This is a genomic window from Empedobacter brevis (assembly GCF_965118635.1).
GTDB lineage: Bacteria > Bacteroidota > Bacteroidia > Flavobacteriales > Weeksellaceae > Empedobacter > Empedobacter brevis_A.
This window is the reverse complement of the sequence record NZ_CBCPHV010000002.1, coordinates 321,100-336,727: the sequence shown is the minus strand read 5'-3', so window position 1 is coordinate 336,727 and position 15,628 is coordinate 321,100. Positions and strand designations below refer to the sequence as shown.

The following is a 15,628-nucleotide window of genomic DNA, read 5'->3' as shown; positions in this document are numbered from 1 at the left end:
TATACCATAATTAATGATAATTTAACGTTTGAATGAGTCAGAGTAAGGAAAGAAAGAATTATAAATTAGCACTATATCTTGGTTTAGCAATGTCTTCTGCTGTTGTTTATGGACAGAAAAAGGAAGATAAAAAAGCGGATAAAGAGAAAACAGAAAAAAAAGATTCTGCTGTAACGAAAGTTAAAAAAATAGATGAATTAGTAAAGAAAGGAACTTATAAAAAAGGTTTGTTCAACACAATTCAAGTCGATACAGATATTTATTTCGAGATTCCTGATAGTTTATTCGGTCGCCAATTTTTGGTCGTTAATAAATTATCTCAAGTTCCAATGCAAGTAAACGAAGCAGGATTGAACAAAGGGATGAATTACGAAAATAAAGTGATTTCTTTTTATCATGATAAAGTCGCTAAAAAAGTGTGGGTAAAAACAATTGTTCCACAAGTTTCTTCTCCTAAAAATGATGCAATTACAGCTTCTGTAAAAGACAACTTTTCAGAATCAATTATAGAAGTTTTTGATATAGAAGCGCAAAATAATGACTCAACAGCGGTAGCTATCAAAGTGAATAAAATTTTTGATGGAAATCAAAAAAGTTTTAATGATGTATTAACGAATGTAGGTTTAGGAGGTTCGGTAAAGGCAAATCTATCATATGTGGAAAATGTGAAAACATTTCCAGAAAACATTGTTGTCAAGTCTCAGTTGACAACAAGTGTGAATGAAGGAGGGGTAGATTTAGCCGTTACCTTGGGTGTAACAAGTAATATAGTTTTACTATCGTCAACACCTATGCAACCTAGGCTATCAGATAATCGTGTAGGGTATTTTACAGAAAAACATTGGTTTTTTAATGATGCTCAACACAAAATGGAAGATCAACGTTTCATTACAAAATGGCGTTTAGAACCAAAAGACGAGGACAAAGAAAAGTATTTAAGAGGTGAATTAGTAGAACCTAAAAAACCGATTATTTATTACATCGATCCTTCGACACCAAAACAATGGCGTCAAAAAATTATTGCTGGTGTACACGATTGGCAAGTCGCTTTTGAACAAGCTGGTTTCAAAAATGCAGTTATTGCAAAAGAACCAACTGAGGACGATAAAGATTTTGACATTGACGATGTACGCTATTCAGTAATTACGTATGCAGCTTCTCCAAAAGCGAATGCAATGGGGCCATCTGTCGTAGATCCTAGAAGTGGAGAAATTTTAGAAGCTGATATTATTTGGTGGCATAATGTAATGACTTCTTTGCATGATTGGATGCGTATCCAAACAGGACCTATCGATCCTAAAGCAAGAGGAAACAAGTTTAGTGACGAACACATGGGTGAAGCAATTCGTTTTGTTTCTTCTCACGAAGTTGGTCATACATTTGGTTTAAAACATAATATGGGAGCATCTTTTTCTTATCCTGTAGAATCTTTACGTTCGAAAGAATTTACTGATAAAATGGGAGGAACAGCACCATCTATTATGGATTATGCACGATACAATTATGTTGCTCAACCAGAAGATGGTGTAACAGCAATAACACCAAAAATTGGATTGTACGATAAATATGCAATCGAGTGGGGATATCGTTGGTATCCAAATCAAGAAACAGAGAAATCATCTCTTCGTAAAATGATAGAAAAACATGAAGATGATCCAATGTATTTCTATGGAGAACAACAAAGTTATTTGAATACTATAGATCCTCGTTCTCAGTCAGAAGACTTAGGAAATGATGCTGTTTTGGCGAGTGAATATGGTATGAAAAACTTAAAACGTGTTTCAGATAATATCTTGAAATGGACGTACGAAGATGGACAAAGCTATATTAATGCAGGTAAATTATATTACCAAACAATCGGGCAGTGGGATTTATATTCAAATCATGTTTTAGCAAATGTTGGAGGAATCTATTTGAATAATACATATTTCGGTATTGATAAAAAAGCTTACGAAGCTGTTCCAGCAGATATGCAACGTAAAGCGGTGAATTATCTTAATGAAAATGTTATCAATTTACCAAAATGGTTATTCTTCAATGATATTTTAGATAAAACATATGCAATCAAAAACTCGCCAATGGGACCTTACGAGCAAACGCCGTACACATTAGCAAGAGAAATGCAATATGGTTTGATTTATAATTTGTTTTCTGATGATCGTTTATTACGCATTTTAGAAAATGAATTGAAACACCAAGAATTAAATTCAAAAGAAAAAATATATACAGTTAATAATCTATTTGATCAAGTAAGAAGTGCTGTTTTTGATAAAAAATCAAACTTAACGATACTTGAGAAAATGACTCAAAAAAATTATGTTGATGCATTGATTGTTTCGACTAATAAATTATTTGAAAAAACAACTGTAACAGGACTTACAATTGACCAAAACCTACAATTACCAACTATCTGTAATTATTTAGACGAGGAAAAAATGGCGCGTAATATTAACTATTCTTCTATGAAAAGAGTGTCAGAAGTGACAACTTATAAAAGAGCTGAATTGCAACGCGTGTTGACTTTGTTAAACAAGAAAAAGAATAGCGGTGATGAAGCGACAAGAGCTCATTACGCTGATTTAATTATTCGTATTAAAGAAGCTTTAAAGTAAGTATAGAAATGAAAAAGACACTCATTCTTTTGCCACTTTTTGCGGCAAGTATCGCATTTTCTCAAGAAAAGAGAGTGATTACAGGTTCTGTTCAAGATGAAAAATCTTTGGAAGGAATTGCAGGTGCGTCTGTAAAAATTGAAGCTCAATCGATTTCAACAAAAACAGATCAAAAAGGAATTATAGAAAGTATAACAGTTGGTACTGTTACAGATCAAGATGGTTTCTTTTCATTAGAAGTCCCAGCGAATACGAAATCTGTATTAATTAGTTATTTAGGTTATGATTCTAAATTAATTGAACTTTCTACAGATTTAACAACGTATAACGTAAGTCTGAAGCCAACTTCTGGTCAAGTACTTCCTGATAATAATGATCTAAAAGAAGTTGTTGTAACTGGTTATCAAAAAATTGAAAAACGTAAGTTAACATCAGCTGTAGCAACTGTAAAAATGGATGATATCCTACAAGCAGGTGTAGCGAGTGTAGATCAATTATTAAATGGTCAAGTTGCGGGTGTCGCTGTAACAACAGAAACTGGAGCACCAGGTTCTCCAAGCAAAATTAGAATTCGTGGTACAGCTTCTCTTTCTGGTCCACAAGATCCATTATGGGTGATTGATGGTTTACCCTTAGAAGGAAATGATGTTCCAAATTTTAGCGATAAAGATAATATCGATCAATTACAAAACTTTTCTATCGCTGGATTAAATCCAAATGATATTGAAGATATTACGATTCTTAAAGATGCTGCTGCAACAGCAATTTATGGAGCAAGAGCTGCAAATGGTGTAATCTCAATTACAACAAAACGTGGTAAAAAAGGAGCAATGACTGTTAACTTTTCTGCGAATACGTTTGTAACGGCTCGTCCAGATTTTGGAAGATTAAATTTATTAAATGCTTCTCAGAAAGTTGATTTAGAATTAATGCTTGCTGGTCGTTCAGATTTAACATATCGTACAGACAAAGGCGAAGTTATGAGAATCTTACAAAAGAATGGTCAACTTGACGCTTTACGAAATGGTGGATTTAGTTCTTTAGATCTTAATACTCAAAATCAAATCAATTCGTTACGAAATAATACAACAGATTGGGGAAAATTACTTTACCGTAACGCAATCAATACGCAATATGGTTTAAGTATTTCTGGAGGAAACGACCGTTCTGATTATTATTTCTCTTTGGGTTATTATGATGAACAAGGAACAACAATCGGAACAGGTTTTGAGCGTTATAATCTTACTTTAAAAAACAATTATAAATTAAACGATAAATTAGATGTAGGAATTTCTATTTTTGCGACATCAAGTGATAAAAAATCTTTTGTAACTGATGCAGATGCATCAATCAATCCGATTAACTATTCACGAAATGCAAACCCTTATTTATCTCCTTTTAACGCTGATGGTTCTTATCGTTATGATCAAGATATTGATGGATTTGAAGATCGTTCTATTCCTTTCAATTTTCTTGAGGAAAGAGATAATACAAAATATACATTAAAAAACCGTTCGTTAAAAGGTATTATTGATCTTAATTATCAATTAGCAAAAGGCTTAAAATTAACATCTCAATTCGGAATACAATACGATAGTAATAAAACAGAAAAATTCGCAGAACAAGAAACTTATTTTACGCGTAAAATGAGAGAAAATACGCGTTATTATAAATCTGGACAATATTTATATTTCCTACCAGATGGTGGAATTAAACAAAATTGGGATAACGAATTTTATCAATACAACTGGAAATTACAAGGAACATATAGTACAACGATTAACAATCGTCACGAAATCGACTTGATGGTTGGTTCAGAAATTCGTCATACACAAAATGAGACGACTTTAACACGTGTTTTTGGTTACAATAAAACAAATAAAACAGGAACACCAATTATTTTTCCAAATGCTAGTTCAGCAGCTGACAAACGTTACGAAACGTACAGAGAAATGCCAACAGATGAAAATGCATATGTTTCTACATTCGCAACAGCTTCTTATACATTAGACAGAAAATATACTGTTTTTGGAAGTGTTCGTTACGATGGAACGAATTTATTTGGTGTTAATAAAAAATACAAATATTTACCAATTTGGGCAGTTTCTGCTTCTTGGTTAGTTTCAAAAGAATCATTTATGGAGAATGTCGACTTTATTTCGAATCATAGATAAGGATAAATAACATCCTACTTAACATAATAAAGATTATTAATAATATTATTTCATTGAAATAATATTATTATAATATATATTATGTTAAATACAAACAAATGATACACTGTAGATATAAAAAAAACCTTCTAATAAAAAGAAGGTTTTTATATATAAAATAAGATTTTAAAATCTTTTACATTTTTGGCATTCCTGGGAATCCACCAGCTGGCATATTTTTAGACATTGTTTCCATCATCTTTTTACCATTTGCTGAATTCATAAATTTCATCATTTTTCCCATTTCAGAAAATTGTTTCAACAACTGATTTACTTCTTGTAAAGATGTTCCTGAACCAGCAGCAATTCTTTTCTTGCGAGAATTATCTATGATGTTTGGATTTTGACGTTCTTTTTTTGTCATCGAATGTATAATTGCTTCAACACCTTTGAAAGCATTATCATCAATATCAACATCTTTCAATGCTTTTCCTGCACCAGGAATCATTCCAACTAAATCTTTCATATTTCCCATACGTTTGATTTGTTGAATTTGTTTTAAGAAATCATCAAAATCGAAGCTATTTTTAGCAATTTTCTTTTGTAAACGTTTTGCTTCTTCTTCGTCAAATTGTTCTTGAGCACGTTCTACTAACGAAACAACGTCACCCATTCCTAAAATACGATCAGCCATACGTTCTGGATAGAAAACGTCTAAAGCTTCCATTTTCTCACCAGTAGAAATAAATTTGATTGGTTTATCGACAACAGTTCTAATCGTTAAAGCAGCTCCACCACGAGTATCACCATCTAATTTAGTTAAAACTACACCGTTATAATTTAAAACTTCATTAAATGCTTTTGCAGTATTCACAGCATCTTGTCCTGTCATAGAATCTACAACAAATAAAGTTTCTGTTGGATTAACCGTTTGATGAACACGACGAATTTCATCCATCATTTGTTCGTCAATTGCTAAACGTCCAGCTGTATCTATAATAATTACATTATTTCCGTTTTGTTTTGCTTGTGCAATTGCAGATTGCGCAATTTCTACAGGATTTTTGTTTTCTAAATCCGCATAAACATCAACACCAATTTGTTCTCCTAAAACTTGTAACTGATTAATAGCGGCAGGACGATAAACGTCTCCAGCAACTAATAATACTTTTTTGTTTTTCTTAGTTTTTAGGAAATTTGCCAATTTACCAGAAAAAGTTGTTTTACCAGAACCTTGTAAACCAGCGATTAAAATAATTGAAGGATTGTCGTCTACTTTTAATTCAGTAACCTCTCCTCCCATTAATTTTGCTAATTCATCATGAACAATTTTTACCATTAATTGTCCAGGATTAAGTGATGTAATTACATTTTCTCCTAATGCTTTTTCTTTTACAGTATTTGTAAAATCTTTCGCAACTTTATAACTAACGTCGGCATCAACAAGTGCTCTACGTACCTCTTTTACGGTTTCTGCAACGTTGATTTCTGTAATTTGTCCTTTTCCTTTTAAGGTATGTAATGCTTTATCTAGTTTATCTTGAAGATTTTGAAACATTTTGAGTCAATTTTAGAACACAAATATAAAAAAATTATACCGAAAAATATAAATTCAGACAATAAGCGCTGTAATTAAGTATTAATGTTTAAATTGCTGCATCAAATTTTGGTTGAATGAAAAAAGGTTTAGTATTATTTTTATTCTTTATTTCTGGGGTGGTTTTCAGTCAAATAAAGAGTAATCAAACGTATTATTTTTATTCCATTGCTTATGGACAAAATAATGAAGTTTATGTGACAGATGTTTATGAAGCGAGCATCGATAATAAAGATATCTATGGAAAGTTAGCTGATAGATATCAAAAGTTTCAAAATTATTTATTGAAAAATGGAACAATTGCTTCTTTAAAAGAAATTCAGACTGGTTACGAAAAGAATTATCAGAAAAAAGAACAAGCTGAAGCAGAGCAAAAATATTTTCTATCTACATTAGAAAAACAAAAATTCACAGCGAAAATGATACAATATTCGCTTTAAGAAAAACAAAAACCACTTCTTTCGAAGTGGTTTTTTATTAATTATAATATTGTTCTTAATTACTCATTTAATAATCTTGCAGCTTCTTTAGCAAAATATGTTGATATAAGGTCTGCTCCTGCTCTTTTAAATGAAGTTAAAGATTCTAGAATAACTTTATCATTATCTAACCATCCTCTTTCTACAGCAGCTTTTATCATTGCATATTCACCAGAAACTTGATATACTGAAACAGGAACTTGTAAATTATCTTTTATTAATTTCACAATATCCAAATAAGCCATTCCTGGTTTTACCATCAAAATATCTGCACCTTCTTCCACATCAGCAATTGCTTCGCGCAAAGCTTCTTGTGAATTATGGTAATCCATTTGATAAGTTTTTTTGTCTTTCGGAATTTCTTTAGAATCTACTGGCGCTGAATCTAAAGCTGTACGGAAAGGTCCATAAAAAGATGAAGCATATTTCGCAGCATATGTCATAATTCCTACATTATAGAAACCGTTTTCTTCTAAACCTGCGCGCATAGCTCCTATTCGACCGTCCATCATATCAGAAGGCGCTACAAAATCGGCTCCAGCTTCTGCAAGAGATAATGTCATTTTAACAAGTGCATCAACAGTTTCATCATTCATAACTTCACCATTCTTGATAATCCCATCATGTCCATAAACTGAATATGGATCCAACGCAACATCTGGCATAACAATCATTTCTGGAACAGCATCTTTGATTGCTTTTATTGTATTTTGCATTAATCCATTTGGATTCCAAGATTCTTTACCTGTGTTATCTTTTAAGTTATCACTAACTTTGCAATATACATTAACTGATTTTATACCTAAATCCCAGATTTCTTTTACTTCTTTTACTGTATTATCAATAGATTGGCGATAAATTCCTGGCATTGCAGCAATTTCTTCCTTCACGCCTTCTCCTTCAGATACAAAAATTGGAAGAATAAAATCGTTTGGTGACAAATGATTTTCGCGAATCATACTACGAATTGATTCATTTTTGCGTAGTCGTCTATGTCTGTTATATAAAAACATTTGATTAAAATTTTAAACAAATTTACTTGATTTCATTTGAATAAGGCTAATGAATAATATCAATTATATTTATTAATTTTAAAAGAAAATCAATCATTTGAATAATCAGTTAAAATTATACAGTCAAATCATCATAAATTGATTATAGTTTTATGGATACTATTAAAAACTCAACTTCAAAGTTTAATTTTATTGGTTAAAATTTAGATGAAGAATCACAAAAAGAATTTATAAATTCTCTTAAAACAATCAAGTTCAAAAAATAGATTTAAACTTGCGCAAACGTAGCTAAACAAATATCTTTGCAGCATGCGAATAGATATTATCACTGTTTTACCCGAATTATTAGTTAGTCCATTTTCTGCCTCGATTATGAAACGTGCGCAAGACAAAGGTTTAGCTGAAATTCATGTTCATGATTTAAGAGATTTTGGAAAAGGACGTTATCGTCATGTAGATGATTATCCGTACGGAGGAACTTCTGGAATGGTGATTATGTGCGAACCTTTGGATAAAATGATTTCGAAATTGAAAGATGAGCGCGAATATGATGAAATTATTTATTTGACACCAGATGGTGAAACCTTGAACCAAACAATTGCAAATGATTTGTCGTTGAAAGGAAATCTAATGATGATTTGTGGACATTACAAAGGAATCGATCAACGTATTCGAGATCTATATGTTACGCGAGAAATTTCGATTGGTGATTATGTACTTTCGGGTGGAGAATTTGGCGCAATTATTTTGGCTGATTCTATTATTCGATTGTTACCTGGCGTAATTGGTGATGAGACTTCTGCCCTTTCAGATTCGTTTCAAGATGATTTGTTAGCGCCGCCAATTTATACGCGTCCAGCCGAATATAAAGGTCTAAAAGTTCCTGATGTTTTACTTTCGGGTAACTTTCCTAAAATTGAAGAATGGCTGCACGAAAAAGCAATTGAACGTACAAAAGAACGGCGCCCAGATTTGTTAGAAAAAAGATTGAAATAAATAGAAAAGCTTCCAATTTGGAAGCTTTTTTTCATAAATAAATTATTGTATCTTAATTGAATATATTATTTATGAAATACATCTATTTTTTTATACTTATATTATCTTTTAATTCTTGTAAAAATAATTCGGAAGCTGACAATAAATTATTAGAACAAATACAAGGTGTCTGGTCAACTAAAATGGCAGTTATGAATCCTGTTGTTATTTATCAATTTGATTATGATTCTATATATAATAGTCACGGATATTATGACAGGATCTATGAAACAGAGTTTAAGAATTTTATACCTACTAAATTTTTAGGTAATTCAATCAAATACTATGTAAAAGACTCAACAGTTCTTTATTTTGATTCTATAAATAAGCCAAAATCTTTTTTTAAAATTTTATCAATAAATAAAGAAGAAATGGTTATTAAATATAATAATGATTCGAGTCTTGATACTCTTGGAAGAAGAGATAATAATACCAAAACTCCATTAGATTATGATCAAATTATCTATACGACAAGTGGTTGTTATGGAAGTTGTAGTATAATAAATATCGCTATTCAAAAAAATGGAACTATTATTAGCGCTAATGAAGCTTTTAATGGAAAAAAGGGCGTTTTTGAAGGTAAATTAGATAAAAAATTTCATCAATTTTTAGAGCAGAAAATTAATGACGCAGAATTACTTTCATTAAAAGATAATTATGAAGAACAAATTACAGATCAATCAGAAGATTTGTTACTTGTCATAAAGAAGGATAAAATTATAAAATCGATACGTGTTTATGCTTATCCAATGAATCCTTCTTATTCGAGTTTAGAATTAGCTCTTACTTATTCAGGTTCTTTAATGAATAATAAAAAGAAATACCACGAATCTGAATACTTCCCACTACTCAGTTTAATCAATATTAATGGAAAACAATTAAGCAAAGCACAAACTTTCTTATTTTGGACAGAATTAATGAAACATCCTTCAAATAAAATATCAATAAAAAATCAACAAACCTATAAAACAGAATTTTATTACTATTATTTTGGTGGAGAATTAGGAGAAATTAATCCTTGTAAATTACTTAGTATAAAAGGAAATGGTCAACAATTTGAATTAACTTTTGAAAATAATCAAAAACATTATTACGATTTAGGCTATAATTTTATACAACAATATATAGACTAAAAAAAGCTTCCTAATTGGAAGCTTTTTTCTGTATTATCTATTTTATTCGATGAATATATTCAATTACTTTATCGTTAAAAATTTGTGGTTGATCGACATTCACAACATGTCCGCAATCATCTATCACAATTAATTCTGAATGTTTTGTATGAGTTTTTATCAAATTTTGAATTGATGGTAAAAACATATGATCTTCAGAACCCATAACGTAAAGCGTCGGAATATTTAGTTCAACTTCTCTAAACCATTTTAACAAAGGATTTATATCTGCTGTAAGCTTAAACCATTTCAAGAATTCTTTTTGATACAATTTCTTCGCTTCATTAATAAATAAATTGCGAGATTCTTTGTGCGCATTTCTAGGCATAATCGCAAAAGCAAAAATTCTGTATAAAACAAGATAAGGAATCATATGTTTAAACATATTACCAACTGTCATTAGAAAACGACTTTGATAATTCATTTTCATAATCGCTCCTCCCATTACCATTGACTTAAAACGGTTCGAATAATCTTCTGCTAATTGACGAATAACGATTGTTCCTAATGACATACCAACAAAATGCGTCTGATTTATGTTTAAATGATCTAGAACTTCAATAACATCTTTTGCCACAGATTTGAAAGTATATCGTTTTTCAAATAATGATTTTAAATTATTTTTTGATTTTCCATGTCCTCTCAAATCCAATAATAGAACATTGAAATGTTTACTAAATTCTCGAATTTGTTTAAACCAAATTGTAGAACTTCCTCCTGCTCCATGAACAAAAGTTACCCATTCTGTACTTTTCGGATTTGTATATATCGTATGTGCTAGCAATTTTTTGTAATAAGTTTTTGCAAAAATAAACTAAAAACTATGTCAAGCATAGTGATTTATTCTGTTTTAATAAATTTTTAATCTTCGTCTTCGTCATCATCTTCTTCAGCTGAAGAACTTGAATTTTTTAAATAAAAAACTTCATTCATAACATCTGCCTTCAAATAATTTAGCTCTTCTTGCTCTTTCATTCGATCTGTAAACAAAGTTCCGGTTAAATGATCATATTCATGCTGAAAAATAACTGCTGTAAAACCTTCTACCGTTTCATCATGAAAATTTCCTTCCAAATCATAATATTCCAAACGAAGAATTAAACTTCTATAAACTTTTCCAAAAATATCAGGAATAGATAAACAACCTTCTCGACCATAACGCACAATATCTGAGTACCATGTTATTTTCGGATTAATGATAAACTCAAAAGGTTCTCCTTCTTTATCAAAACGTTGTACCCAAACAGCATTACGATTTATCCCAATTTGCGGAGCTGCTATTCCAACTCCTTTACTTGCCTCATCTTGTACCGTAGCATACATACGATCGGCTAATAATTTTATTAAGGGATCTTTTGGATCAATATCGATAGAAGTTGCCTTTAATATTTTTGTATCTGCATCCGAAGTCGTTAATAAAACACGAAAAGGATCATATGATTTTTTTTCTTTTATTAATGTCGTTTCTGCCTTTGTTAATGGTTTGTAAACAATGTTTCTCATATTTTTTGATTGAGCAAATAATGCAGAAGAACAAATTAATAAGCTATAAGTTAATTTTTTAATCATTTTTTAAGAATCAATTTGTCTAAAGAATATTTTCCTGCGCCTGATAAAAATATGACTAAATAATTGATTAAGTAGAATAATCCCAATTCTTTTTTTCCGAAATCATCATTTGCATGTACAATAAAAACCGCTACAATCATTGTAACAATTAATGGAATAACAGCCAAACGAGAGAATAGTCCAACTAAAACTAAAAAAGCACAAAGAATTTCAGCGAATACAGTTAAACCAAGAGAAAGTTCTGGCCCAAGTCCAATTGGATCTCCAAATTCAAAATTTCCATTCACTAATTTTTGCAATTTCCCAAAACCATGCGAAAACATAAATCCTCCGGCTGCAATACGAATTAATAACAACGAAATATCTATAAATGCAGTTTGATTTCCTAAAAGTTTAAATTTTGTGCTCATATATTTAATTTTTTTTCAAATATAAGTTCTACTTTTTACGTTCACCTTTAAATAGATTAAGAAATCTCTATTTTTGGATTAATTTTGGTTAATCTTTATCATTAAAGAATAAAAAATACAACTTATGTTAAAAAATATTGTTTTAATTACCATATTATTTTCTGGATTTGCATTTGCTCAAAAGTCTGAATTAGATCAAAATGATGTTTTCGGAAATCCAACTTATATTGAAGAATCAATGCAAAAAGCTCGTATTCGTGTGAAATTTATTGAAGGATATGAAACCGAATATTACACAAAATCAAGTTATAACAAAGATGGAAATCCGACAAAGCGAGATTATTTTGATGAAGGTGGAAATAAAATTTTGGAAGAAACATTTCAGTACAATGATCAAGATAAATTGATTTCCAGAATAATGAAAAACAATGACGAAAGTTTAATTTTCAATTTTGATTATGATTATACAACAGATGGTTATATCGTAACTAAAAGTGAAAATGATGTAAATGTTTCGAAAACAGAATATAAGTTAGACGAAAATCAGAATGTAACGTACGAAAGAGAAACAAATTTATTGGAAGATTCGGATGTTTTTATTGAGAAAACATTTCAATATCAAAATGGATTTCTAGTTAAAACGTTGGTGAAATATAATAATGGATCTTATACATTGAATTATAAAAATGATGCAAAAGGGAATCCTTTAGAAGAAATTTATTTGAGTAAAGACAATAAAGAAATCAATAAATATCTACGTAAATTTGATGAAAATAACAATATAATTGAAGAAACTGTAATCGACGAAACTGGAAAAATAAAGAATATTTCAACGATAAAATATCAATATGATAACCATAAAAATTGGACTAAACGAACACAATTCGTTAAGGATATAGATCAGCCAATTTCAAATACAACAAGAACTATACGTTACTAGAAATACAAGAACCAAATTAACTTTGGTTCTTTTTTTTTGATTATTTAATGAAATGTTTATAAATTTATTCAAATCAATAATTTAACATCATTTATTATGATCAATAATGTACAAGAATTTAATCAACTTTTTCAATTATATCAAAAAGATAATCGTTTCAATTTGTACATTAATGATTATCCAAAAAATGAATTTTTTTTTCAGTTTTATTCAGATGAGATTGAAGATTTAAATTTAGAATACATCGATTCTAGTTCAAATTCAGTCAAAAAAATCAATGATTATAGAGCAAGATTAAGCGATTATTTTCAACCTGAAGAACTTCCAACATTAGAGATTAAATCAATTTCTGGTTATTTTAGGTCGTTTGATTTTTATTTTATGACAAAGGAAAAAACCTTTGTTTTCAATTATATTGACCGCTATTTTTTATCCCAATTAATTGATATTCTTCTTGCTCAATTGGATAGAACTTTTATAAATCGACTTAAAACAGAACTTTTAATCAATTTAGAATATGATTAAAACTTCTGTTAATTTTTTTTAGCGACATTGCTTGACTTCTAAAAGTATTTCATTTGCAAAAAGCAAAGTAAAATGAATTTTGATAGAATTAATGAAAAACTGAGCATTTTGGCAGATGCAGCGAAATATGATGTTTCGTGTTCATCGAGCGGAAGCAAAAGACAGAACCAAAACAAAGGTTTAGGAAATTCTTCTGCATCTGGGATTTGTCATTCCTTTACGGAAGATGGTCGATGTGTTTCTTTACTAAAAATTCTATTGACAAATCATTGTATTTACGATTGTGCTTTTTGTATTTCTCGAAAAAGTAATGATGTTAAGCGCGCTGCATTTACAGTACAAGAAGTAGTTGATTTAACAATTAATTTCTATCGCAGAAATTACATAGAAGGCTTATTTTTGAGCTCTGGAATTTTCAAAAATGCTGATTTCACGATGGAGCGCTTACTTTTAATAGCTAAAAAGTTGCGTTTAGAAGAAAATTTTAATGGATACATTCATCTAAAAACAATTCCTGGTGCAAGTGATGAATTGTTGAAAGAAGCTGGTTTATATGCTGATCGTATGTCCATAAATCTTGAAATGCCAACAGAAGAAGGTTTAAAATTAGTTGCTCCTGAAAAATCACATGAAGATGTGAAAAAACCTTTAGGAATAATTCAGAGACAAATAAAAGAATTTAGTACTGAACGAAAATTAATAAAATCTACTCCAACTTTTGTTCCTGCTGGACAATCAACACAAATGGTAATTGGTGCAACGCCAGAAAATGATATGCAAATAATGTATACAGCAAATGATTATTACAACGATTTTAAGCTGAAACGAGTGTATTATTCAGGTTTTATTCCAATTAATCATAACGATAATAAGTTGCCTTCTATCGGAACACAACCGCCTTTATTACGAGAAAATAGATTGTACCAAACAGATTGGTTAATGCGCTTTTATCAATTTGATGTAAAAGAAATTCTTAATCAACAAAATCCTTATTTAGAGGCAGATATTGATCCGAAATTGAGTTATGCTTTGCGAAATTTACATCTTTATCCGATTGATATTAATAAAGCTGATTATCATTTAATTCTTCGAATACCTGGAATTGGTGTGCAATCGGCAAAGAAAATTATCACAGCTCGAAAGTTTGGAAAAATATATTCCTATCAATTGAAAAGACTTGGAATTGCTTATAATAGAGCAAAATTTTTCATGACTTGTGCAGATGATCAATACCAACAGAAAGATTTACTTGGTTCACAAATTAAAAACAGAATTTTGAGTTTCAGTAAAAGTAAATATCTTAAAAATAATCCGAATCAATTAAATCTTTTTGATTAATGGAAATTTATGTTTTCGATAATAGCTTTGAAGGTTTTTTAACCTTAATTTTTGATTATTATGTCAGAAAACCGAAACAAATAAAAGTTGTTTCTGAAAGAGATTTTTTGCCTTCAATGTTTGATGAAGTTTTTACTATAATTACTGATGAAACAAAAGCGAAAAGAGTACATAAAAAGCTGAAAGATAAACTAAACAAAACGAGCTATAAAGCTGTACAAGCTGTTTTCTTATCTGAAGAAGCAGAAGCTTATGAAAAGCTTTTTTATTATTGTTGTTTGGTTATTAATGAAACAGCTGCAATTCAATTAAATTATGGAAATGATTATGTTTTTTATGTCATGAAAATGTTCCGATCTGTTCATAGAGAAAAGCATCATCATGAAGCATTTATTCGTTTTGAAAAGATTAATGAAGATTTATTTTTTGCCAAAACTGAACCTAAATATAATGTTTTGCCTTTAATTATTAATCACTTCAGAAAAAGATATGCTGATCAGAATTGGATAATTTATGATACGATTCGCAAGTATGGAATTTATTATGAAAAATCTTCTGGAAATGTCCAGCAAATACAATTAAATTTTACGCCAAAATCTACGACAACTCCAGCAGAATATATTGATGTAAATGAGAATTTGTATCAAGAACTTTGGAAATCCTATTTTAATTCGACAACAATTGTTGCAAGAAAAAACTCGAAATTACAAATCCAAATGATGCCAAAACGTTTTTGGAAAAACTTGACAGAATATAACTAAAAAAGGTTATGAAATTCATAACCT

14 protein-coding genes are annotated in these 15,628 nt (G+C 29.9%); 9 read left to right on the top strand and 5 right to left on the bottom strand.

The window, feature by feature from the left end:
• Positions 1-89: 89 nt before the first annotated feature.
• The gene (locus ACMHJW_RS03925; RefSeq protein ID WP_413532220.1) at positions 90-2,612 is read left to right on the top strand and encodes a zinc-dependent metalloprotease; all 2,523 of its coding nucleotides are present in this window, start codon (positions 90-92) and stop codon (positions 2,610-2,612) included.
• 8 nt (positions 2,613-2,620) lie between these two features.
• The gene (locus ACMHJW_RS03920; RefSeq protein ID WP_413532116.1) at positions 2,621-4,786 is read left to right on the top strand and encodes a SusC/RagA family TonB-linked outer membrane protein; all 2,166 of its coding nucleotides are present in this window, start codon (positions 2,621-2,623) and stop codon (positions 4,784-4,786) included.
• A gap of 175 nt (positions 4,787-4,961) precedes the next feature.
• On the opposite strand, the gene ffh is transcribed toward ACMHJW_RS03920, so the two are convergent.
• On the bottom strand, positions 4,962-6,323 hold the full coding sequence (gene ffh, locus ACMHJW_RS03915; protein ID WP_413532115.1) for a signal recognition particle protein: 1,362 nt from the start codon (positions 6,321-6,323) through the stop codon (positions 4,962-4,964).
• Positions 6,324-6,439: 116 nt separating this feature from the next.
• Between ffh and ACMHJW_RS03910 the strand changes: the two genes are divergently transcribed.
• Positions 6,440-6,802, top strand: a complete 363-nt coding sequence (locus ACMHJW_RS03910) for a hypothetical protein (protein ID WP_413532114.1) — start codon at positions 6,440-6,442, stop codon at positions 6,800-6,802.
• A gap of 59 nt (positions 6,803-6,861) precedes the next feature.
• Here ACMHJW_RS03910 and hemB read toward each other — a convergent pair whose 3' ends face one another.
• Positions 6,862-7,854, bottom strand: a complete 993-nt coding sequence (gene hemB, locus ACMHJW_RS03905; RefSeq protein WP_413532113.1) for a porphobilinogen synthase — start codon at positions 7,852-7,854, stop codon at positions 6,862-6,864.
• A 309-nt stretch (positions 7,855-8,163) separates the two neighbouring features.
• On the opposite strand from hemB, the gene trmD reads away from it, so the two are divergent.
• Both trmD and ACMHJW_RS03895 read left to right on the top strand, forming a co-directional pair.
• Positions 8,164-8,850, top strand: coding sequence for a tRNA (guanosine(37)-N1)-methyltransferase TrmD (gene trmD, locus ACMHJW_RS03900; protein WP_413532112.1), 687 nt, complete (start codon positions 8,164-8,166; stop codon positions 8,848-8,850).
• Between the two features lie 71 nt (positions 8,851-8,921).
• Positions 8,922-10,022 carry a DUF6438 domain-containing protein gene (locus ACMHJW_RS03895; RefSeq protein WP_413532111.1) on the top strand — a complete coding sequence of 367 codons (1,101 nt, stop codon included), beginning with the start codon at positions 8,922-8,924 and terminating at the stop codon, positions 10,020-10,022.
• 37 nt (positions 10,023-10,059) lie between these two features.
• Here ACMHJW_RS03895 and ACMHJW_RS03890 read toward each other — a convergent pair whose 3' ends face one another.
• From ACMHJW_RS03890 to ACMHJW_RS03880, 3 genes are all read right to left on the bottom strand, one after another.
• The gene (locus ACMHJW_RS03890) at positions 10,060-10,845 is read right to left on the bottom strand and encodes an alpha/beta fold hydrolase (protein WP_413532110.1); all 786 of its coding nucleotides are present in this window, start codon (positions 10,843-10,845) and stop codon (positions 10,060-10,062) included.
• A gap of 77 nt (positions 10,846-10,922) precedes the next feature.
• Positions 10,923-11,630, bottom strand: a complete 708-nt coding sequence (gene def, locus ACMHJW_RS03885) for a peptide deformylase (protein WP_413532109.1) — start codon at positions 11,628-11,630, stop codon at positions 10,923-10,925.
• The gene (locus ACMHJW_RS03880) at positions 11,627-12,040 is read right to left on the bottom strand and encodes a DoxX family protein (RefSeq protein WP_413532108.1); all 414 of its coding nucleotides are present in this window, start codon (positions 12,038-12,040) and stop codon (positions 11,627-11,629) included. The genes def and ACMHJW_RS03880 overlap by 4 nt, the downstream gene beginning before the upstream one ends.
• A gap of 124 nt (positions 12,041-12,164) precedes the next feature.
• Here ACMHJW_RS03880 and ACMHJW_RS03875 point away from each other — a divergent pair, with 124 nt between their 5' ends.
• The 4 genes from ACMHJW_RS03875 to ACMHJW_RS03860 all read left to right on the top strand — a co-directional run bounded on the left by ACMHJW_RS03875 (position 12,165) and on the right by ACMHJW_RS03860 (position 15,604).
• Positions 12,165-12,980, top strand: a complete 816-nt coding sequence (locus ACMHJW_RS03875; protein WP_413532107.1) for a hypothetical protein — start codon at positions 12,165-12,167, stop codon at positions 12,978-12,980.
• A gap of 96 nt (positions 12,981-13,076) precedes the next feature.
• Positions 13,077-13,505: a hypothetical protein gene (locus ACMHJW_RS03870; protein WP_413532106.1), complete on the top strand. Its 429-nt coding sequence runs from the start codon at positions 13,077-13,079 to the stop codon at positions 13,503-13,505.
• Between the two features lie 72 nt (positions 13,506-13,577).
• Positions 13,578-14,843 (top strand): putative DNA modification/repair radical SAM protein, encoded by a 1,266-nt coding sequence (locus tag ACMHJW_RS03865; protein ID WP_413532105.1) that lies wholly within the window; start codon positions 13,578-13,580, stop codon positions 14,841-14,843.
• Complete coding sequence (locus ACMHJW_RS03860) at positions 14,843-15,604, top strand: TIGR03915 family putative DNA repair protein (RefSeq protein WP_413532104.1); 762 nt, start codon at positions 14,843-14,845, stop codon at positions 15,602-15,604. The genes ACMHJW_RS03865 and ACMHJW_RS03860 overlap by 1 nt, the downstream gene beginning before the upstream one ends.
• Positions 15,605-15,628 lie beyond the last annotated feature (24 nt).